Consider the following 19,502-nt stretch of genomic DNA (forward strand, 5'->3'; position numbering starts at 1 on the left):
CGGCCCGCGGGGTGGACGTCCCCGCGGGCCGTGGCCCACCCTCCCCTGTTCTCCTTCAGGAGCCGCCATGAGCGTGTCCCGCCGTACCCTCCTGCTCGCCGGAGGAACCGCCGCCACCCTGCTGCCTCTCGCAGGCATCCTCCCCGCAGCACAGGCCGCCGCCCCGAGCGCCGCCGGAGCAACCCCGGTGCCCGCCCCGATTCCCGACCCCATCCCCGTCACCGGCACCTGGACCCGCACCTTGGACGGCGGCCAGAAGGTGACCGCCGGCCGTCGCGGGCCCGCCCTCGCCCTGTCCGAGCAGCAACTCGCGGCCAAGGGCACGTACGCGGCCTGCGTCACGCCCCAATCCTCCTCAGCCGTAGGCGCGTTGGTGTTCCGGACAGCCCTCGACGGCTCGACCGGATACGCGGTCGCCCTCGACCCCGGCCGCGCCCGCATACGGCTCTACGACCTGGCCGGCGGCGACACACTCGCCACCGCTCCACTCCCGGGCGCGCAGGCCGGAAAGCCCTACGACCTCGAAGTGGCAGTCGACGGACCCGAGCTGGCGGTGCGCGTCGACGGCAAGCGGCTCCTCCACACCGAGGACCACCGCCACGACACCGGCTCGGTGGGCCTGCTCGCCCAGGGCGGCAAGGTCACCTTCGGCCCGCCCTCCCTCTCCTCGGTCACCACCAACCTCACCGGCTGGACCACGAGCGGTGGCACCTGGACGGCGAGTCCGCTGGGCTGGCGCGCGGCCCCGGCCCAGGGAGCCACCGCCCGCGCCATCACCACGACCAAGACGTACGACACCGCGCTCCAGGCCGACCTGCTCCTGCACGACGCCTCCGCCACCGCCGCACTGCTGGTGCGCACCGACGCCAAGGCCACGCGCGGCTACGGCGTCCAAGTCGACGCGGGCCAGGGCAGGCTGAGGCTCTACCGCATCGACGGCGACGTCACCCTCGGCACCTACGCGACCACCATCAAGGCGGACACGGTCTACCGTCTGCGCGTCGAAGCCGAACACGACGAACTGCGCGTGCACTGGCAGACCAACTTCCTCTCTCCCGACGGCTACAGCCCCGTCATCACCGCCCAGGACTCCACCCACACGAAGGGCCGACTCGCCGTCACGGCTTCGGCGGGCGAGGTGTCCTTCGAGAACATCGCCGCGGCCGACCTCGCCACCGGCCTCCAGGGCTGGACGGCCCGCTCCGGCACCTGGACCCCGGACCTGCGCGGCATCCGCGGCGAGAACGGCCTGCGCACGGCCCCCTTCACCGACGGCGACCTGGTGGCGAGGGCCGACATCACACCCGGCGACCGCTCCTCCTCGGCCGGCCTCGTCCTGCGCGCGTCCGCGAACGGCTCCGGCGGCTACGAAGCCCGCCTGGAAGCCGGCCGCGACGCCGTCGTCCTGCTGGACCGCTCCTCCGGCACCCGCCTCGCCTCCGCCTCCGGCCCGGTCCGGCGCATCACGGCCGCAGGCACGTACCGCGTCGAGGCCCGCGCGACGGGCAGAACCATCGAGGTGTACGTGGACGGCGTACGGGCGCTCAAGACCCGCGTGTCCCGCACCGAGGGCGCCGCCTTCGGCACCGCGGCCGCGCACGGGACGTCGTACTTCCAGAACGTCGAAGTGCGCGGCACCGCCGACCACTTCACGGAGCCGTACCGCCCCACGTACCACTACTCCCAGCTCACCGGCTCCACCAGCGACCCCTGCGGCCTGCTGCACCACGACGGCGAGTACCACCTCTTCCACCAGGACGAGGGCCGCTGGGCGCACGCGGTCAGCACCGACCTCGTCCACTGGCAGCCCCTGCCGATCGCCCTGCCCTGGAACGCCTACGGCCACTGCTGGACCGGCTGCGCGGTCGTGGACGCCGACGACACCTCCGGTCTCTTCGACGGCGGCTCGGGCCTGATCGCCTATTACACGAGCTACCACCCGGACAAGCCGGGCGGGAACGCCGGCGTGCGCATCGCGTACAGCAAGGACAAGGGCCGATCATGGCAGCTGCACGGCGGCTCGAGTCCGGCCGTGCAGAACCCGGGCGGCCCAGACGCCGGCTGGACCTTCCGCGACCCGAAGGTCATCCGCGACGAGGCCCACGACCAGTGGCTGATGGTCGTCTCCGGCGGCGACCACATCCGCTTCTTCACCTCGACCGACCTCCTCACCTGGACCCAGGTCAGCTCCTTCGGCTACGGCGACTGGGCCACAACCGGTATCTGGGAGTGCCCCGACTTCTTCCCGCTTCCCGTCGACGGCGACAAGGACAAGGTGAAGTGGGTCCTCACCCTGAGCACCGGTGCCGTACGCGCCACGAACGGCTCGGCCGCCCAGTACTTCACGGGTGAGTGGAACGGCACCCGTTTCACTCCCGACCAGAAGCCCGGCACGGTCCTGCGCGCCGACTCCGGCCGTGACTACTACGCCGCCATGTCCTTCTACGGCCTGACCGACGACCGCCGCGTCTGGCTCGGCTGGATGAGCAACTGGGACTACCCGTTCAGCGCCCCGACCGGCACCTGGAAGGGCCAGCTGAGCACCCCCCGCGAACTGACCCTCACGGACACCGCCGACGGCGTACGCCTGGCGCAGCGCCCGGTCCCGGAGCTGGTCACGCTGCGCACGTCCACCACAACCCGCAAGGACCTCGCCATCGGCCCCGCCTCCGGGAACCCGCTCGCGGGAGTCCGGGGCATCGCCTACGAGATCGAGGCCGAGATCACCCTCGGCACCGCCACGGAGATCGGCTTCCGGCTCCGGACCGACGACGACCAGCACACGACCGTCGGATACGACGCCGAGGCCCAGGAACTGTTCGTGGACCGCTCGGCATCGGGCCTGAGCGACTTCACGCAGTACTTCACGGGCCGCACCACAGCGCCGATGAAGACGACCGACGGCCGCGTGACCCTGCGGGTGTACGTCGACTCGTCCTCGGTCGAGGCATTCGGCGCGGACGGACAGGCCGCCGTGACCAGCCTGATCTTCCCCGGCCCGGACGCCGACGGCATGGCTTTCTACGCCAAGGGCGGCACCGCACACATCGAGTCGCTCAAGGTGCACAAGCTGGACAGCACCTACCGCCTCGTGGACCGAGTGAAGCCGCTACCGACCGCCCCGATCGGCGGCGAATTCCGCTCGGACCTCGGCAAGCTGACCATCACTCCCGCCGGCCGCTGGTCGACGGACAGCGCGGGCCGCGCCGCAACCTTCGACAAGGACTCCAACGCCATCTCGGCACGCACGGCGACCGATCTGGACCTCACCACCCTGGTCCGACTCGGCAGCCCCGACCCGGACACCGGCGGCGCCCTCTCCCTTCTATGGCGTGCCTCTTCCGACGGCACCGACGCCTACTGCCTCAACATCGACCCCGACCTGCGAGTGATCCGCCTGGTCGCCAAGACCGACGGCTACTTCGACGACGCCAAAGCCCTCGCCCGCGTCCCAGCCCTGGTCCGCCGCGGCACGACGTACCCCGTCCGCGTCCTCACCGAGGGCGACCGCATCCAGGTGTTCCTCAACGGCACCCGGATCATCGACGTGACGGACACGACGTACACGAGCGGACACGTCGGCCTGAACGTGTTCGGGGGGAGGGCGGCGTACCAGGACACGTACGTGCGGGAGCTGTGACCGCCGGGCGGGCGAGCTGTAACACCGTAGGGGCTGCGCTTCGGAGAGCAGGGCGCAGCCTCCAAGCGGCCCCACTGTGCTCGTCTGTGACTCGCGGAAACGTCGGCCGCGCCCGGGCGGCCGGACCGCCGTGCGGGCCGAGGGGAGTTACTCGGACTCTTCCGCCGCGACGTCACGCCTGTTGATCGCGTCGGTGATGGCGTAGGCGGTGCGGACGAAGGTCTCTGCCTGCTGCGCCGACAGGTTCCGTGCGGAGGTCTCCTCCAGGGCCTGCCACATGGCTGCCAGCGGCTCGCGCATGGCACGGCCCTTGTCGGTGAGGTGGACGACCATGACGCGCCGGTCGTGTTCGGCCGGCTCGCGGATGAGCAGGCCGGCGTCCTGCATGCGGCGCAGGGACTTGGAGACGGTGGAGTGGTCCAGGCCGACGCTTTCGAGCAGTTCGGACTGGGTCTGGCCGTCCCGGTCGAGGAGTTGCATCAGCAGCAGTTCCTGTCCGGGATGCAGGTCCATCTCGCGGAGCATGGCGGCGGCGCGGGCGCGGTGAGCGCGGGCGAGCTGGAAGATCGCGTAGCTCATCGGCCCCTCGCTGGCCGTGCTGGGGGTGGGGGGTGTGGGGGCGGGCATGGTTCGGTTCCTCAGACGGTGTAGGTGGGGTAGTCGGTGTAGCCGGCCACTCCGCCGCCGTAGAAGGTCGCCGGGTCGGGGGTGTTCAGCGGCGCGTCAGAGCGTAGCCGCTCGACCAGGTCCGGGTTGGCGAGCGCGAGGGCGCCGACGGATACGAGGTCGGCCGTGCCGTTGTCGATGTCCTTGGCGCGGGTGGGCATGTCGGTGCCGGCCCGGTTGAGGATCAGCGTGGTGGGCCACAGGGCGCGCAGGGTGCCGAGCAGCGCGTCGTCGCCTGCGTGGAGGACGTGGAGGTAGGCGAGGCCGAGCGGGCTGAGGGCGCGCAGGAGCGCCGGATACAGCTCGGCGGTGTCGGACTCGGCGATGTCGTTGTAGGGGTTGCCGGGGGAGATGCGCAGGCCGGTGCGGTCGGCGCCGATCTCGTCGGCCACGGCAGCGGCGACCTCGACGGCGAAGCGGATGCGGCCCTCGAGGGAGCCGCCGTAGCGGTCGGTGCGCTGGTTGGTGTTGTCGGACAGGAACTGGTGCACCAGGTAGCCGTTGGCACCGTGGATCTCCACGCCGTCGGCGCCTGCCGCGACGGCGGCCGCCGCGGCGCGGCGGAAGTCCTCGACGGTCGCCGCGACCTCCTGCGTCGACAGAGCACGAGGGGTCGGCATCTCCTGGGGCCCGGACGCGGTGAACATCGCGCCCTGCGGCTGGATCGCCGAAGGGGCGACCGGTCGGCGCCCGTGGGGGGTGTTGTCGGGGTGGGCGATGCGTCCGGTGTGCATCAGCTGGATGACGATGCGGCCGTCGGCCGCGTGCACGGCGTCGGTGACCTTGCGCCACCCGGCGATCTGCTCGTCATTGTGGATGCCGGGAGTGAGGAGGTAGCCCTGGCCGTCGGCGGAGGGCTGGGTTCCCTCGGTGATGATCAGCGCGTGCGAGGCCCGCTGGGCGTAGTACTCGGCGTTCAGCTCGGTGGGGACGCCTTCGGGGGTGGAGCGGTCGCGGGTCATGGGCGCCATGACCAGGCGGTGCGGGAGGGGGATGTCGCCGACGGTGGTCGGTGTCCACAGGGCGTTCAGCATGAGTGGTCCTTCGGTGTGGTGACGGCCAGGTGATGACCGGAGCAAGAGGAATAAGGCGGGCGTGTGATCAGTCGAGGGTGAGGACGAGCTTGCCCCGGACATGGCCGGCGTCGCTGACCTGTTGGGCCGTGGCGGCCCGGTCGAGCGGGTAGGCGGTGACGGTGGTGACGACCTTGCCGGTCGCGGCGTCCTGGGCCAGGGCGGCCAGGCGCGCGGCCGAGCGTTCCTGGCCACCGCTGGAGAAGGTGATGCCGAGCTGGTGCGCGCGGAAGTCGGCGATGGTGACGATGCGCTTGGTGCCGCCCCGCAAGGTGATGGAGTCCTCCAGGGCGCCCTTCCCCGCCAGATCGAACACCGCGTCCACGCCGTCGGGGGCGAGCGCCCGGACCCGCTCGACCAGCCCCTCGCCGTAAACGGTCGCGGTGGCGCCGAGCGAGGTGAGGTAGTCCTGGTTGGCGGGGCCGGCGGTGGCGATGACCCGCGCTCCGCGGGCCGTGGCGAGCTGGACCGCCAGGGTGCCGACCGCTCCGGCCGCGCCGTGCATCAGCACCGTCTCCCCGGCGGCGACGCCGAGAAGGTTCAGGACCCGCTCGGCCGTCTCGCCCGCCACCGGCAGCGCGACCGCGTGCTGCCAGTCGAGGCCGGCGGGCTTGGGGGCCACGGTGGTGGCCAGCGCGTACTGGGCGTACGAGCCGGTGTCCGACCAGCCCAGCACCTCGTCACCCACCTGCACGTCCTGCACGCCCTCACCCAGGGCGTCCACCACGCCGGCGAGCTCGGACCCGGGGACGGAGGGGAGCGGTGTGGGGAACGCGGCCTGCATTGCCCCGGAGCGGATCTTGCCGTCCAGCGCGTTCAGCCCGGCCGCCCTGACCCGGACGCGGATCTGCCCGGGGCCGGGCTGCGGGACCTCGATGTCCGCCTCGTGCAGCACTTCCGTGCCTCCGAAACGGTCGAACAGGATGGCTTTCATGACGACTCCTCTCGTGTCGCCGCCCATTTAGGTGGCTAGACACATAACCAACGTAACAGTAAACATGTGGCTAGCCAAGTATTTGCTGTCGCTGGGACTGCGCAAGAGTGGTCGTGGTCGCGCCGGTCTCTTCGGGACGGCGGTCGAAGAAGGACCCGCGCTGGGTCGGCCCCTGGTGGACGCGATCAAGGGATCAGTGCTGGCGAACCTCAAGGAGCTCCGCCCCGGCTCGGCAGGGGCTACGGAAGTGCGGTTGCTGTTCGTGTTCGACCCGAACCGCCAGGCTGTGATCCTTGTCGGCGGTGACCTCGTCCCCCTTCGAGATCGTCCGCGCGCAGTGCGTTACCCGCGCCGGGATTCCTGTCCGATGGGGGTTGCAGCGCCTGCGGTACGGGCGTTCCCTGGAAGTATCCAGTGGTGAAACATGAGCGCCTGGGGCTACGACACGGACCGAGGGGCTCCTCCCCGTCGCGTGTTTTCCCGGCAAGGGCCTCGGCCAGAGCGGTTCGTCGTCGTCACCCAGCGTTCGACGCGGAGGTGATCCAGGTGAAAGCCGTTGTCTATGAGAAGCCCTTCAGCGTCACCGTCAGGGACGTCGACGATCCGCAGATCCAGCACCCGAACGACGTGCTGGTACGCGTCACATCGACCGCCATCTGCGGATCGGACCTGCACATGTACGAGGGCCGCACGGCCGCCGAGTCGGGCATCGTCTTCGGACACGAGAACATGGGCATCGTCGAGGAAGTCGGCGCCGGTGTGACCTCACTGTCCAAGGGTGACCGCGTCGTCATGCCGTTCAATGTCGCCTGCGGATTCTGTAAGAACTGCCTCGCTGGGAAGACCGGCTTCTGCCTGACGGTCAACCCGGGCTTCGCCGGCGGAGCCTATGGCTACGTGGCCATGGGCCCGTACAAGGGCGGACAGGCAGAGCTGCTGCGGGTGCCCTTCGCCGATTTCAACTGCCTGAAGCTGCCGCCGGGCAACGAGTTCGAGACCGATTTCGTGCTGCTCGCCGACATCTTCCCGACCGGCTACCACGGATGCGAGCTCGCCCAGGTGACCCCCGGAGAGAGCGTGGCCGTCTTCGGTGCCGGCCCGGTCGGGCTGATGGCCGCGTATTCCGCGCTGCTGCGCGGTGCGTCGAAGGTGTTCTCCGTGGACCGGGTGCCCGAGCGGCTCGCCAAGGCCGAGGAGATCGGAGCCATTCCGATCGACTTCACCAAGGGCGACCCGGCCCAGCGAATCAAGGAACAGACGGGAGGCGAGGGAACGGACAAGGGTGTCGACGCCGTCGGCTACCAGGCCCAGGCGCACGACGCGAGCCATGAGGAACCCGCCGTCGTCCTCAACACACTCGTCGAGACGGTGCGGCCGACTGGCATGCTGGGCGTACCGGGCCTGTACGTGCCGTCCGACCCGGGCGGACCCGACGAGAACGCCAAGCACGGTCAGCTGTTGGTCTCCATCGGCAGGATGTTCGAGAAGGGCCAGCGGATAGGCACTGGTCAGTGCAACGTCAAGCAGTACAACCGCCAGCTGCGTGATCTGATCATCGCGGGGCGCGCCAAGCCCAGCTTCGTGGTCTCCCACGAACTGCCACTGGACGAGGCGCCGCTCGCGTACGAGAAGTTCGACCAGCGGATCGAGGGCTACACCAAGGTCGTACTGCATCCCGGTCACGCGCTCGCGGCGTAAGAGCGGGAAGGAAGCCACAGGTACAGGTGTCCGGCCTCCGTCAGGCCGGGCACCGAGTCACGCACCTCGCGTACGCGGCTGCGGTCAGATGTGCCCTCGCAGACCACTGGCCCGTATGGGGCAAAGAGGCAGTCATGGCTGAGCAACCGATCAAGCCGACGGATGCGGATGCACACGAGTCGGCGGGCGTCCCTCCGCCCGCATCGGATCTGACATCGTCAGGCCCGAAGAAGTCCAGCGTCGGAATGCACGGCATCACCGAATCGGCGCGGTACTCCATGACCGAAATGGGGCCGAAGCGGAGTCTGCAGACGCTGTTGGCGGTGAACCATGTCGACGGTTTCGACTGTCCGAGCTGTGCATGGGGCGACCCCGATCCCGACCACCGGAAGAGCGCGGAGTTCTGCGAGAACGGCGCGAAGGCCGTCGCCTGGGAAGCCACGCGCAAACGCGTCGACGCGGCGTTCTTCGCCGAGCACTCCGTCGCCGCCCTGCGGGAGCGGGACGGTCACTGGCTGGAGTCGCAGGGCCGGCTGGCCCAGCCGATGCATCTCGCCCCCGGCGCGACCCACTATGTGCCCATCCCGTGGGAGGACGCGCTCGCGCTCACCGCCGATCGCCTGCGCGGCCTCGCCGATCCGAGCCGTGCCGTCTTCTACACAAGCGGCCGGACGAGCAACGAGGCCGCCTTCCTCTACCAGCTGCTGGCGCGCAGGCTCGGCACGAACAATCTGCCGGACTGCTCGAACATGTGCCACGAGTCGAGCGGCGCGGCCCTGAACGAGACCATCGGCGTCGGAAAAGGCCTCATCACGTACTCCGACATCACCGATCACACAGACTTGATCATCGTCGTGGGCCAGAACCCCGGCACCTGCCACCCCCGTATGCTCACCGCGCTCGAACAGGCCAAGCGGCGCGGCGCCCGCATCATCGCCGCCAACCCGCTGCCCGAGGCCGGTTTCGGCCGCTTCCACAACCCGCAGACCGCGCGCGGCCTGGTCGGCCCGGGTACGAAGCTCGCCGACAGCTACCTTCCGGTGCGCATCAACGGCGATCTGGCCCTGTTCGCAGGCCTGAACCGTGCCCTGATCGATCGGGAGGACTCCCAGCCGGGTTCCGCCCTCGACCATGACTTCATCGACCGGTACTGCGACGGCTACGAGGCAGCGGCAGCGGCATGGCGTGCCCTGGACTGGTCGCGGATCGAGACGATGGCAGGTCTGTCCCGCCGCAGAATCGAGGACTGCGCGGCCGACGTGCTCGCCGCCGACAGCGTCATCGTCTGCTGGGCGATGGGGCTGACCCAGCACCGCAACGCGGTGGCCACCATCCGTGAGATCGTCAACTTCCTTCTGCTGCGCGGCAACATCGGTCGCCCCGGTGCCGGGCCCGCCCCGATCCGCGGACACAGCAACGTCCAGGGCGACCGCACCATGGGCATCTGGGAGAAGATGCCGGACACGTTCCTTGACAAGCTCGGCGACGAGTTCGGGTTCGAGCCGCCCAGCGCCCACGGCCTGGACACGGTCGACTCGATCAAGGCCATGCGCGACGGCAAGGTCGATGTGTTCATCGGCCTCGGCGGCAACTTCGCCTCGGCCACGCCCGACACGGTCGTCACCGAGGCCGCACTGGCCAACTGCGCCCTCACCGTCCATGTCGCGACCAAACTGAACCGGTCCCATCTCTGCCACGGCACCGAGGCACTTCTCCTGCCCTGCCTCGGCCGCACCGAGCGCGACCAGCAGGCCTCCGGCGAGCAGTTCGTCACGGTCGAGGACACGATGGCCATGGTGCACGCCTCGCACGGACGGCTCTTTCCCGGATCACCGCACCTGCGCAGCGAGGTCGCGATCATCGCCGACCTCGGGCACGCGCTCTTCGGCGACGACCTCGGCTGGCGCGTCATGCGCGACGACTACGCGGTGATCCGCCGCCACATCGAGCATGTGGTCCCCGGATTCCACGCCTTCGAGCAACGCGTCCGGCAGCCCGGCGGCTTCATGCTCCCCCGGGCACCGCGCGACTCCCGCACCTTCCCCACACCGACCGGCAAGGCGCGCTTCACCGTCAACCCACCGACCGCGCTCGAAGTCCCGCCGGGGCACTTGCTGCTGACGACGGTACGGTCGCACGACCAGTTCAACACCACCGTCTACGGCCTCGACGACCGTTACCGCGGCATCAAGGGCGGACGACGGGTCGTCTTCGTCAACCGGGACGACCTGCGCGACCTCCACCTGCACGACGGCGACCTGGTGGATCTGGTCAGCGTCCACCCCGACGGTGAACGCCGGGCCCCCCGCTTCCGCGCCGTCCGCTATCCGACGCCGCGCGGCTGCGCCGCCGCCTACTACCCGGAGACGAACGTGCTGGTCGCACTGGACTCCACGGCCGAGACCAGTAACACTCCCACGACCAAATCCATCGTGATCCGCCTCGAACCCTCCAACGGGAAGGATCGACGTTGATCGGCAAGGGCCCGTTGCCGGGGGAGTTCACTCGCAGACGATCTCGTCACGCGGCTTGTAGTGGGTGCGGAACGGCTCCCGTTTCACCTCTCGGCCGTCGGCGACGAACACCCGCTGGACGGTGACGTCGAACCCCTCCAACGGAGTCTGCGGCACGCACTGTTCGTCGGTGCTCACCTTCTTCTCCGGCTCCTTCACGTTGGTGCGCGGCCCCGTGACCGAGCCGATCTCGTCGTACTTCCTGGTGCCGAGGAAGGTGATGGTGACGGACGAGTCGGTGGACTCGGCCTGGATGTAGATGGCGTTGCCGGAGTCGTTGTTGAACTTGAGGTCGAGGCTGCCCCAGGCGACCGTCGCCTCGCGGCCCTCCGGGTAGCGCTCGATGTAGAACGAGTGGGCGCCGTGCTCCACGGGGTCGACCCCGGCGAAGAACATCGCGTTGAACATGGTCGTCGCCACGGCGGAGACGCCGCCGCCGGGAGCCTTGTGGAACTCGTCGTTGAGGATCATGACGCCGTCGACGAAGCCGTTGGCCTCGGTGCGCTCGCCGACGGTCCGGTTGAAGCTCCAGGTCCGGTCCGGCATGACGACGGAGCCGTTGATCAGTTCCACGGCACGGCCGATGTTCCGCGTGCGGTAGGGCGCCGGTTCGAAGTTCACGGTGAAGGAGGACATCCGCTCGCGCAGCCCCAGCCGCTCGACGTTGTCACGGGTCACCTGCGGCTCGGCCACCAGCGTGGCGATCTCGCCACTGCGGCCGGCGCCCCGCTTCGTGAGCAGCGGCAGCACGGCCTTGCCCAGCGCCTTGTCGGTGACGACATGGCCGGCCCGGCCGTCCTGGGCCACCCCGACCCGGTTGCCGACGAGCCGCAGCTCGGCGTTGTGGGCCCGGGCGGGCAGGGTGGACAGGGGCCGGGCGACCGCGGGGTCGGCGCGCAGGCCCTCGTCGTCCAGCCTCGGGGTGAGCCGGCCGGTGTCGTCGGGGCGCATCGTCAGGTACTTGCCCAGGACCGGCTGCTCGATGGAGAAGCGCAGGTCGGCCGCAGTGAGCGTGACCGGCGCCGACATGGCGGGCCGCGCGAACTGGCGCACCGCGCGCCGCACCTCCGGCTCGGTGACCTTCGGCTTGGTCTCGTGGGTGGGCAGGGTGGTGACGGAGTCGGCCTCGCCCCGCTCGAAAGCGGCGCGCAGGGGGGTGACCGCGGCGTCGGTGTCGAGTGCCTGGCCGCTCACCGGGGCGATCGGCTTCACCTGGCCGTCCTCGAAGGTGACGCCGCCCTCGCGGACCTTCTGGTCGACGGACCGGGCCACCTTTTTCAGGCCGGCGTGCGCCTTGTCCTCGTCGACGGCCACGACCGGCTCGACCGGGCCGCCCGAGCTGAAGAGGCCGCCGATCACGGTGAAGGGGTCGGCGGCGTGGGTGCGCGACGCGCGGTCCACCGTCTCGCCGTAGTCGAAGGTGATGCCGACCTGACCCGGATCGATCGTGCCCTTACGGTCACCGATCGTCACGCGCAGGTCGCGGGCGGCGGCCGGGCCCAGCCGGTCCTCCAGCTTCCGTACGGCCTCCGTACGGCTCAGGCCCCCGATGTCCACCCCGCGCACCGTCGTACCGTCCTCTATGTCCCCGCCCGCGAGCAGCAGCCCGGCCAGATACAGGCCGCCGACGCCCACGGTGAGGGCGCCGCCGGTCAGGGCGAGGGGCGGAAGTGCGGTGATGCGGCGTGCTGAGGGGATTCGCGGGGCGGAGGGGGCGCGGAGGCGCATGGGTCTCCCGGGCGGGCTATCGACGAGGACGGCGCGTGGAGTGACGCGACGTTGTGCGCGAGGCAAACACATCCAGCTAGCCATAATCGGGCGAAAACGCCTATGTCGTAGACCACGTTTGCGTCAGATCACGCCTCGTGTCCGCCCGGGAACCCGGTCGGCCCCTCAGGTGCCTGACGGCACCTCCGCCCTCTCGCCCTCCACGCCGGGCGTCACCTCGTCCGCCCCGGAGGCCTCCTGCGCCTTGTTGCGGCGGACCGAGGCGAGGAAGGACGCGGCGATCAGGACGACGCCGATGAGGCCGGTGACGATCTCGCTGATCTGGTGCTGGATGGTGATCAGCAGGATCGCGGCGAGGGCGCCGATGGCGTAGTGGGCGCCGTGCTCCAGGTAGACGTAGTCGTCGAGGGTGCCCTGGCGCACCAGGTAGACCGTGAGCGAGCGGACGTACATGGCGCCGATGCCCAGGCCGAGGGCCATCCAGAAGATGTGGTTGGTGACGGCGAAGGCGCCGATCACGCCGTCGAAGGAGAAGGACGCGTCCAGCACCTCCAGGTACAGGAAGAGGAAGAACGCCGCCTTCCCGGCGAGGGCGACCGCCGTGACCGGCCGGCCTTCTGCCCTGGCCCGCTCCTCCTCCTCGTGTTCGTGTTCCTCCTCCTCTTCGAGCCTGTCCTCGAAGTGGGCGGAGAGCCCGCCGACCACGAGATAGGTGATCAGACCGGCGACTCCGGAGAGCAGCACGGTGGCCGTCTTGTCCGCGTGCCCCGTGCTGACGTGGGCGTGGCCGGCGAAGGTCAGCGCCGTGCCGAGCAGGGCAACGAGCGCGAGGCAGACCGCCAGCATGTCGATCTTGCCGAGCCTCGCCAGCGGGCGCTCCAGCCAGGCCAGCCACTTGATGTCGCGGTCCTCCAGGATGAAGTCGAGGAAGATCATCAGCAGGAACACGCCGCCGAAGGCCGCGATGGCGGGGTGGGCGTCGGTGACCAGGTCCTCGTAGCGCTCCGGTTCGTCCAGGGCGAGCTGGACCGCCTCGACGGGGCCGACCTTGGCGCTGATGGCGACGATCACCACCGGGAACACCAGCCGCATCCCGAACACCGCGATCAGGATGCCGAGGGTGAGGAAGATCCGCTGCCAGAAGGCGTTCATCCGCTTCAGGATCCCGGCGTTGACGACCGCGTTGTCGAAGGACAGCGAGATCTCCAGGATCGACAGGATCAGCACGATCCCGAACGCCTCCCAGCCCCACTGCCAGGCGGCGAAGGCGAGACCGAGCGCCGTGACGCCTAGCGACCAGCCGAAGGTTCGCAGCAGCATCGTCAGCCCTCCGCCTTCACCGCGAGGACCGGGCAGTCCACGCCCAGCAGGATCTGCTGGGCCGCCGAGCCCATGATCAGCTTGCCGACCGCGCTGCGCCGCCGCAGGCCGATCACCACCAGGGACGCGTCCAACTGCTCCGCCAGGTCGATGATCTCCGCGGCGGCGTCACGGGCGCCGAGGACCTGACGGATGTCGAAGTCGATGCCCAGTGCCGTGAGGTCCTCGCGGACCTGGGTCAGGTCGGGTTCCTGGGCGAACCGGGAATCGACATAGGCGTCTCCCCGCGTGGTGTTCACGACCAGCAGTTTCTCGTCGCGGCGGCGGGCCTCGTCGATCCCCGCGTGCAGGGCCGCCGCCCCCTCGGGTGAGGGGACGTAGCCGACCAGGATGGTCATCTCGATCTCCAGAAGGTCTCAGGCTGCGCTTCGCGCGCGCAGGGGACGTACGACGAACCTGCGGATCAGCGGCCACACCAGGACCAGGGCGATCACCGTGTAGACCGTGTACGACACCGGCCCGCCCAGCAGCCCCGACAGTTCGCCGCCGGACAGCTGGAGGGAGCGCCGGCCCTGGAGCTCCGCGCGCGGGCCCAGGATCACGCCGACGATCAGCGGCAGGACCGGCAGCCCGAAGCGTCGCATGGCGAAGCCGACGAGGCCCAGGGTCAGGAGGATGAACAGATCGAGGGGCTGTGCGTTGACGGCGTAGGCACCCATCGAGGCGAAGAAGAGGATCCCCGCGTAGAGGTACGGCCGCGGGATCTGGAGCAGCTTCGCCCACGCCGGGGCCAGCGGGAGGTTCAGCAGCAACAGCAGCAGATTGCCGATGAAGAGGCTCGCGATCAGGACCCAGACCAGGCTCGCCTCGCGCTCGAAGAGCAGGGGGCCGGGCTGGATGCCGTACGACTGGAAGGCGGCCAGCATCACCGCGGCCGTGGCGTTCGTCGGGAGGCCGATCGCCAGCATCGGGACCAGGGTGCCCGCGGCCGACGCGTTGTTCGCGGCCTCCGGGCCCGCCACCCCCTCGATCGCGCCCTTGCCGAAGTCCTCGGGATGCTTGGTCAGCCGCTTCTCCGTGGCGTACGACAGGAAGGTCGGGATCTCCGCGCCCCCGGCCGGCAGCGCGCCGAACGGGAAGCCGTACGCCGTCCCGCGCAGCCAGGGCTTCCAGGACCGCTTCCAGTCCTTCCGGCCCATCCACGGGCGGCCCACCGGGATCACCTCGGCCGGCTTGCGCCGCAGATGCGCGGCCACCCACAGCGCCTCGCCGACCGCGAAGATGCCGACCGCGACCACGACGACATCGATGCCGTCGGCCAACTGCGGTATACCGAGGGTCAGTCGCTGCTGGCCCGACACCGAGTCGATGCCGACCAGGCCGATCGTCAGGCCGAGGAGCAGGGATATGAAGCCGCGGATACGGGACGAGCCGAGGACCGATGTCACGGCGATGAACGACAGCAGCATCAGCGCGAAGTAGTCGGGGGCGCCCAGGCTGACCGCGAAGTCCACGACGAACGGGGTGATCAGGACCAGCAGCAGGGTGCCGATGGTGCCCGCCACGAAGGAGCCGATCGCCGCCGTGGCCAGGGCCTGGGCCGCGCGGCCCGCCTTCGCCATCTTGTTGCCCTCGATGGCGGTGACCACCGACGAGGACTCGCCGGGGGTGTTCAGCAGGATCGACGTCGTCGAGCCGCCGTACATGCCGCCGTAGAAGATGCCGGCGAACATGATGAACGCCTGCACCGGCTCCATGCCGTAGGTGACCGGCAGCAGCAGGGCCACCGTCATCGCCGGGCCGATGCCCGGCAGGACGCCCACCGCGGTGCCGATGACCACGCCGACCAGGGCGAGCAGCAGGTTCAGCGGGGCCATCACGTCCGCGAAGCCCTGCATGAGGTTGTTCAGGTTGTCCATCGCGGCCTCACAGGATTCCTTGCAGCACGCCGGCGGGGAGGTTCACGCCGAGGCCGATCGCGAACGCGTAGAACGTCGTCAGGGAGAGCGTCGCCGCGATCAGCAGGTTGCGGATGTAGTGCCGGTTGCCGAGCGCGAACGCCGTGCCCCAGAACAGCAGGCCGCCGCTGATCACCCAGCCAAGCCGCTCGATGAGCAGCGCGTTCGCCACGATCACCGCGACCAGCAGGGCCACCGTGCGCCAGTCGGCGCCGGCCGACAGGTCGACGTCCTCGCCGGCCTCCGGCTCACCGTGGCCGCCCCGGGCCACGTCGACGGCGTACAGCACGGCGAGCAGGACCAGCAGCGTGCCCAGGATCAGCGGGACCGCGCGCGGGCCGACCGGGTCGGTGCCGCTGGTGATGTGCGGGATGCCGAGGGCGTCCACGATCACGGCGGCGCCCAGCAGGGCGAGGAACGCGCACACGCCGTACTGCGCGCGGTCCCCGCCCTCCCGCGACTCCTGCCCGGTCCGTTCCTCCACCTGGGAGCTCATGCCAGCCCGAGCTCTGCCAGCAGGTCGGCGACCGCCTTGTCCTGCTCGGTCAGGAAGGTGCCGAACTCGTCGCCGGCGACGAAGGCGTCGACCCAGCCGTTCTTCTCCAGCTGCGCCTGCCACTCGTCGGAGTCGTGCATCTTCGTCAGCGCGTCGACCCAGCTCTGCTTCTGCTCGTCGGTGATGCCCGGAGGGGCCACGATGCCGCGCCAGTTGGTGAAGACCAGGTCGATGCCGGAGTCCTTGAGCGTGGGCGCGTCCTTGAGCGCGTCGATCGGCTTCTCGCTGGTGACCGCGAGGACACGCACCTGACCGGCCTCGATCTGGTCGAGGAACTCGCCGAAACCGCTCGCCCCGAAGGCGATCTTGTTGCCGAGGATGGCTGGCAGCAGCTCGCCGCCACCGTCGTACGAGACGTAGTTGACGTCCTTGGGCTTGATGCCGACGGCCTTCGCCAGCTGCATCGGCAGCAGGTGGTCGGGGCCGCCCGGCGACGAACCACCGCCCACGGCAAGCTTCTTGGGGTCCTTCTTCCAGGCGGTGACGAGGTCGTCCATCGTCTTGTACGGGGAGTCCTTCGGCACCACGATCGCGCCGGCCTCCTCGATCAGCTTGGCGATCGGCGTGGTGTCGGTCAGCGTCGCGTCCGACTTGGAGGTGTACGAGGCTCCGACCACACCCAGGCCCATCTGCATGGCCATCTTGCCGTTGCCCTTCTCGTTCACCAGGCGCTGCAGGCCCACGGTGCCGCTGGCGCCGGGCAGGTTGAACACCTGGACCCCGGAGGCGATCTTGGTGTCCTGCATGACCTGGGTGACGGTGCGGGCGGTGAGGTCGTAACCGCTGCCCGGGGTGTTGGGCACCATCAGGCGCAGGCCCGTCAGGGGCTTGTCGGCCCCGCCCGCGCCTCCGGACTCCTCCTTGTCGGCGGTGGCGCCACAGGCGCTGACCGCGATCATCGAAACGGTGGCAAGAGCTCCGACAAGTGCGGCTCGTCGACTTCTCATGGCTCATCTCTTTCGCTCGGCCCGATCCGGCGCCATGATTGTGCGGTTCCTGAGACACCCCGTCTCGGTTGTGTGACCATTGAAGGTTGAGTTCATAGTGGTCATGACGTCACGGTCACCGTCGCGGAAGCAACGCCGCCAGACGCTCGCAGGCGAGCTGCTCGTATGGCAGCTCGCCATTGTCGTGATCGTGCTCGTCGCCGTGGCCGCGGTGTCGCTTGCGCAGTCGAAGGCGACGTTCGACCGCGTCGAGGGGCGCCGGGTGACCGCGCTCGCCGAGGAGATGGCGGGCAACCCCCTCGTGCGCACCCAGCTGGTGCGGCCCGCCCCGGCGGAGATGCTCGCGCCGCTGCTGCAGTCCACGCTGACCAGGTCCGGCGTCACCTCCGCCATGGTCGCCGACAACGACGGCGAGATCGTCGCCGCCACCGACCCGACCCTGGTCGGGACGCGGATGCCGGTCGACGGACCGCAGGTCTCCGAGGCCGTCGGCTGGTCCGGGGAGCTGCCCGTGGGCGGCGTCACCCAGCTGGTCGCGCAGGCGCCGGTGCTCGGGGCGGGCGCGAAGAACGCCGGGGACCACCTCGGCACGGTGATGGTCGGGCGGACCTCCCCGTCGGTGTGGCAGCGACTGGTCGGCGCCTCGTCCTATCTGCTGGTCTACCTCGGCGTCGCCAGCGTGCTCGGGGTGGCCGGTTCCTGGCTGCTGGCCCGGCGGATCAAGCGGCAGACCTTCGGCATGGAGCCGAGCGAGATCGCCGGACTCGCCGAGCACCGGGAGGCGATGCTCTTCGGGATCGCCGAGGGAGTCGTCGCCCTCGACCCGCATCAGCGCCTCACGCTGGTCAACGCCGTCGGCCGCGGGCTGCTGGACCTGCCCGAGAACTGCGTCGGTATGAGCCTGACCGACCTCGGGATCGAGGGGCGCCTGTACGACGTCCTGGCCGGGACCGCGCCCGAGGGGGAGCACGGCGATCTCACGCGGCGGGACGAGGTCGTCATACGCCGGGGCCGCGTCCTGGTGATGAACCGGATGGACGTCACCAAGGACGGCCGCCGCCTCGGCTCGGTCACGACCCTGCGCGACCGCACCGAACTCGCCCAGCTGGAACGGGAGTTGGGCTCCTTCCGCAGCACCACCGAGCTGCTGCGCGCCCAGGCCCACGAGTTCTCCAACCAGCTGCACACCATCTCCGGGCTCATCCAGATCGGCGAGCACGACGAGGTCGTCCGCTACGTGCGCGCCCTGCGCAAGCACCGCGAGTCGCTCGACGTGAGCATCACCAGCCGGGTCCGTGACCGGGCCGTCGCCGCGCTGCTCATGGCCAAGTCGGCGCTCGCCGCGGAACGCAAGGTACGGCTGAAGATCTCCGAGCGCACCTCCCTGGACCGGCTGGAGCCCACCGACTCCGCGGATGTGGCGACCGTGCTCGGCAACCTCGTGGACAACGCGGTCGACGCCGCCGCGAGCGGTTCCCGGACGGGGGACGGCGACCCGGACGCCTGGGCGGAGGTCGAGCTGCGCCAGGACGCCTCCAGCGTGGAGATCGTCGTACGGGACTCGGGGCCGGGCGTGGCTCCCGAGCTGGCGCAGGAGGTGTTCCTGCACGGGTTCACCACCAAGGCCGCGCAGGGCGGCGACCGGGGTATCGGCCTCGCGCTGACCCGGCTGGTGTGCAAACGCCGGGGCGGTGAGGTGTCGGTGGCCAACACGCCGGCGGGCGCCATGTTCACCGCCCGGATGTCCGTCGGCCGCCCGGCCGACCGAGTGACGGAGACAGTCCGATGATCGATGTCCTGATCGTGGAGGACGACTTCATGGTGGCGCGGATCCACCGCGGATTCGTCAACGACGTCGACGGGTTCCGGGTGAGCGGCACCGCGAACTGCGGCGAACAGGCGCTCACCGCCGTCGCCGAACTGCAACCCGACCTGGTGCTGCTCGACCTCTACCTGCCCGACATGTTCGGCCTGGAGATCATCCCCCGGCTGCGCACCGCAGGACACGACTGCGATGTCATGGTGATCAGCGCCGCGCGCGAGTCCGAGGCGGTCCGGGGCGCCGTACGGCAGGGCGTCGTCGACTATCTGCTGAAGCCCTTCGACGCGGAGGACCTGAGGACGCGTCTCGAACAGTACGCCGCCCGGCGCAGCAAGCTCTACGCGGCCGTGGTCAGCGGCCAGTCCGACATCGACCGGGCGCTGGCCCGGGGCGCGGCGCCGGCCACCACACCCGCGACCCTGCCCAAGGGCATGAGCGTGGAGACCGCCGAGCTGATCGAGCGGGAGCTGCGCACGGCCGACGGCAGCCTCTCCGCCGCCGAGTGCGCCGCGCGCCTCGGGGTGTCCCGGGTCAGCGCGCGGCGGTACCTGGAGCACTTCACCGTCACGGGACGGGCGGAGGTGTCCCTGCGGTACGGGCAGGCGGGGCGGCCGGAGCGGCGGTACAGCTGGGCGGAGGACTGACGC

14 protein-coding genes and 1 pseudogene are annotated in these 19,502 nt (G+C 70.1%); 6 read left to right on the forward strand and 9 right to left on the reverse strand.

Features of this window, described 5'->3' with window-relative positions:
• Positions 1 to 67: 67 nt before the first annotated feature.
• The gene (locus ACZ7NC_RS22715) at positions 68 to 3,640 is read left to right on the forward strand and encodes a glycoside hydrolase family 32 protein (RefSeq protein WP_471490731.1); all 3,573 of its coding nucleotides are present in this window, start codon (positions 68 to 70) and stop codon (positions 3,638 to 3,640) included.
• A 147-nt stretch (positions 3,641 to 3,787) separates the two neighbouring features.
• Here the strand turns inward: ACZ7NC_RS22715 and ACZ7NC_RS22720 are convergent, their stop codons facing one another.
• From ACZ7NC_RS22720 to ACZ7NC_RS22730, 3 genes are all read right to left on the reverse strand, one after another.
• Positions 3,788 to 4,267 (reverse strand): MarR family winged helix-turn-helix transcriptional regulator, encoded by a 480-nt coding sequence (locus ACZ7NC_RS22720; protein WP_471490732.1) that lies wholly within the window; start codon positions 4,265 to 4,267, stop codon positions 3,788 to 3,790.
• A gap of 11 nt (positions 4,268 to 4,278) precedes the next feature.
• Positions 4,279 to 5,340, reverse strand: a complete 1,062-nt coding sequence (locus tag ACZ7NC_RS22725) for an alkene reductase (RefSeq protein ID WP_471490733.1) — start codon at positions 5,338 to 5,340, stop codon at positions 4,279 to 4,281.
• A gap of 67 nt (positions 5,341 to 5,407) precedes the next feature.
• Positions 5,408 to 6,313 carry an NADP-dependent oxidoreductase gene (locus tag ACZ7NC_RS22730; protein ID WP_471490734.1) on the reverse strand — a complete coding sequence of 302 codons (906 nt, stop codon included), beginning with the start codon at positions 6,311 to 6,313 and terminating at the stop codon, positions 5,408 to 5,410.
• 64 nt (positions 6,314 to 6,377) lie between these two features.
• On the opposite strand from ACZ7NC_RS22730, the pseudogene ACZ7NC_RS22735 reads away from it, so the two are divergent.
• From ACZ7NC_RS22735 to ACZ7NC_RS22745, 3 genes and pseudogenes are all read left to right on the forward strand, one after another.
• Positions 6,378 to 6,620: pseudogene (locus ACZ7NC_RS22735) on the forward strand (type II toxin-antitoxin system RelE/ParE family toxin); the annotation flags it as partial.
• Positions 6,621 to 6,859: 239 nt separating this feature from the next.
• Positions 6,860 to 8,011: a glutathione-independent formaldehyde dehydrogenase gene (locus tag ACZ7NC_RS22740; RefSeq protein WP_471490735.1), complete on the forward strand. Its 1,152-nt coding sequence runs from the start codon at positions 6,860 to 6,862 to the stop codon at positions 8,009 to 8,011.
• A 134-nt stretch (positions 8,012 to 8,145) separates the two neighbouring features.
• Positions 8,146 to 10,485 (forward strand): FdhF/YdeP family oxidoreductase, encoded by a 2,340-nt coding sequence (locus tag ACZ7NC_RS22745; RefSeq protein WP_471490736.1) that lies wholly within the window; start codon positions 8,146 to 8,148, stop codon positions 10,483 to 10,485.
• 27 nt (positions 10,486 to 10,512) lie between these two features.
• Here the strand turns inward: ACZ7NC_RS22745 and ACZ7NC_RS22750 are convergent, their stop codons facing one another.
• From ACZ7NC_RS22750 to ACZ7NC_RS22775, 6 genes are all read right to left on the reverse strand, one after another.
• On the reverse strand, positions 10,513 to 12,252 hold the full coding sequence (locus ACZ7NC_RS22750) for a VanW family protein (RefSeq protein WP_471490737.1): 1,740 nt from the start codon (positions 12,250 to 12,252) through the stop codon (positions 10,513 to 10,515).
• A gap of 165 nt (positions 12,253 to 12,417) precedes the next feature.
• Positions 12,418 to 13,572, reverse strand: coding sequence for a DUF475 domain-containing protein (locus ACZ7NC_RS22755; RefSeq protein WP_471490738.1), 1,155 nt, complete (start codon positions 13,570 to 13,572; stop codon positions 12,418 to 12,420).
• Between the two features lie 2 nt (positions 13,573 to 13,574).
• Positions 13,575 to 13,970 carry a universal stress protein gene (locus tag ACZ7NC_RS22760; protein ID WP_471490739.1) on the reverse strand — a complete coding sequence of 132 codons (396 nt, stop codon included), beginning with the start codon at positions 13,968 to 13,970 and terminating at the stop codon, positions 13,575 to 13,577.
• Between the two features lie 18 nt (positions 13,971 to 13,988).
• Positions 13,989 to 15,491 (reverse strand): tripartite tricarboxylate transporter permease, encoded by a 1,503-nt coding sequence (locus tag ACZ7NC_RS22765; protein ID WP_471490740.1) that lies wholly within the window; start codon positions 15,489 to 15,491, stop codon positions 13,989 to 13,991.
• A 7-nt stretch (positions 15,492 to 15,498) separates the two neighbouring features.
• Positions 15,499 to 16,026 carry a tripartite tricarboxylate transporter TctB family protein gene (locus ACZ7NC_RS22770; protein WP_471490741.1) on the reverse strand — a complete coding sequence of 176 codons (528 nt, stop codon included), beginning with the start codon at positions 16,024 to 16,026 and terminating at the stop codon, positions 15,499 to 15,501.
• Positions 16,023 to 17,033 carry a Bug family tripartite tricarboxylate transporter substrate binding protein gene (locus tag ACZ7NC_RS22775; RefSeq protein ID WP_471490742.1) on the reverse strand — a complete coding sequence of 337 codons (1,011 nt, stop codon included), beginning with the start codon at positions 17,031 to 17,033 and terminating at the stop codon, positions 16,023 to 16,025. Before ACZ7NC_RS22775 ends, ACZ7NC_RS22770 begins: the two co-directional genes overlap by 4 nt.
• 103 nt (positions 17,034 to 17,136) lie before the next feature.
• Between ACZ7NC_RS22775 and ACZ7NC_RS22780 the strand changes: the two genes are divergently transcribed.
• Together ACZ7NC_RS22780 and ACZ7NC_RS22785 are read left to right on the forward strand one after the other, a co-directional pair.
• The gene (locus ACZ7NC_RS22780; protein WP_471490744.1) at positions 17,137 to 18,822 is read left to right on the forward strand and encodes a sensor histidine kinase; all 1,686 of its coding nucleotides are present in this window, start codon (positions 17,137 to 17,139) and stop codon (positions 18,820 to 18,822) included.
• Positions 18,819 to 19,499, forward strand: coding sequence for a response regulator (locus ACZ7NC_RS22785; protein WP_471490746.1), 681 nt, complete (start codon positions 18,819 to 18,821; stop codon positions 19,497 to 19,499). Before ACZ7NC_RS22780 ends, ACZ7NC_RS22785 begins: the two co-directional genes overlap by 4 nt.
• Positions 19,500 to 19,502: the final 3 nt, after the last annotated feature.

The sequence above is a fragment of the Streptomyces sp. NPDC111802 genome (genome assembly GCF_055634335.1).

What these genes read in the sequence shown, in the direction of transcription:
- ACZ7NC_RS22715 (WP_471490731.1), top strand. Translation starts at nt 68, where the DNA reads ATGAGCGTGTCCCGCCGTACCCTCCTGCTCGCCGGAGGAACCGCCGCC.
- ACZ7NC_RS22720 (WP_471490732.1), bottom strand. Translation starts at nt 4,267, where the DNA reads ATGCCCGCCCCCACACCCCCCACCCCCAGCACGGCCAGCGAGGGGCCG.
- ACZ7NC_RS22725 (WP_471490733.1), bottom strand. Translation starts at nt 5,340, where the DNA reads ATGCTGAACGCCCTGTGGACACCGACCACCGTCGGCGACATCCCCCTC.
- ACZ7NC_RS22730 (WP_471490734.1), bottom strand. Translation starts at nt 6,313, where the DNA reads ATGAAAGCCATCCTGTTCGACCGTTTCGGAGGCACGGAAGTGCTGCAC.
- ACZ7NC_RS22745 (WP_471490736.1), top strand. Translation starts at nt 8,146, where the DNA reads ATGGCTGAGCAACCGATCAAGCCGACGGATGCGGATGCACACGAGTCG.
- ACZ7NC_RS22750 (WP_471490737.1), bottom strand. Translation starts at nt 12,252, where the DNA reads ATGCGCCTCCGCGCCCCCTCCGCCCCGCGAATCCCCTCAGCACGCCGC.
- ACZ7NC_RS22755 (WP_471490738.1), bottom strand. Translation starts at nt 13,572, where the DNA reads ATGCTGCTGCGAACCTTCGGCTGGTCGCTAGGCGTCACGGCGCTCGGT.
- ACZ7NC_RS22760 (WP_471490739.1), bottom strand. Translation starts at nt 13,970, where the DNA reads ATGACCATCCTGGTCGGCTACGTCCCCTCACCCGAGGGGGCGGCGGCC.
- ACZ7NC_RS22765 (WP_471490740.1), bottom strand. Translation starts at nt 15,491, where the DNA reads ATGGACAACCTGAACAACCTCATGCAGGGCTTCGCGGACGTGATGGCC.
- ACZ7NC_RS22770 (WP_471490741.1), bottom strand. Translation starts at nt 16,026, where the DNA reads ATGAGCTCCCAGGTGGAGGAACGGACCGGGCAGGAGTCGCGGGAGGGC.
- ACZ7NC_RS22775 (WP_471490742.1), bottom strand. Translation starts at nt 17,033, where the DNA reads ATGAGAAGTCGACGAGCCGCACTTGTCGGAGCTCTTGCCACCGTTTCG.
- ACZ7NC_RS22780 (WP_471490744.1), top strand. Translation starts at nt 17,137, where the DNA reads ATGACGTCACGGTCACCGTCGCGGAAGCAACGCCGCCAGACGCTCGCA.
- ACZ7NC_RS22785 (WP_471490746.1), top strand. Translation starts at nt 18,819, where the DNA reads ATGATCGATGTCCTGATCGTGGAGGACGACTTCATGGTGGCGCGGATC.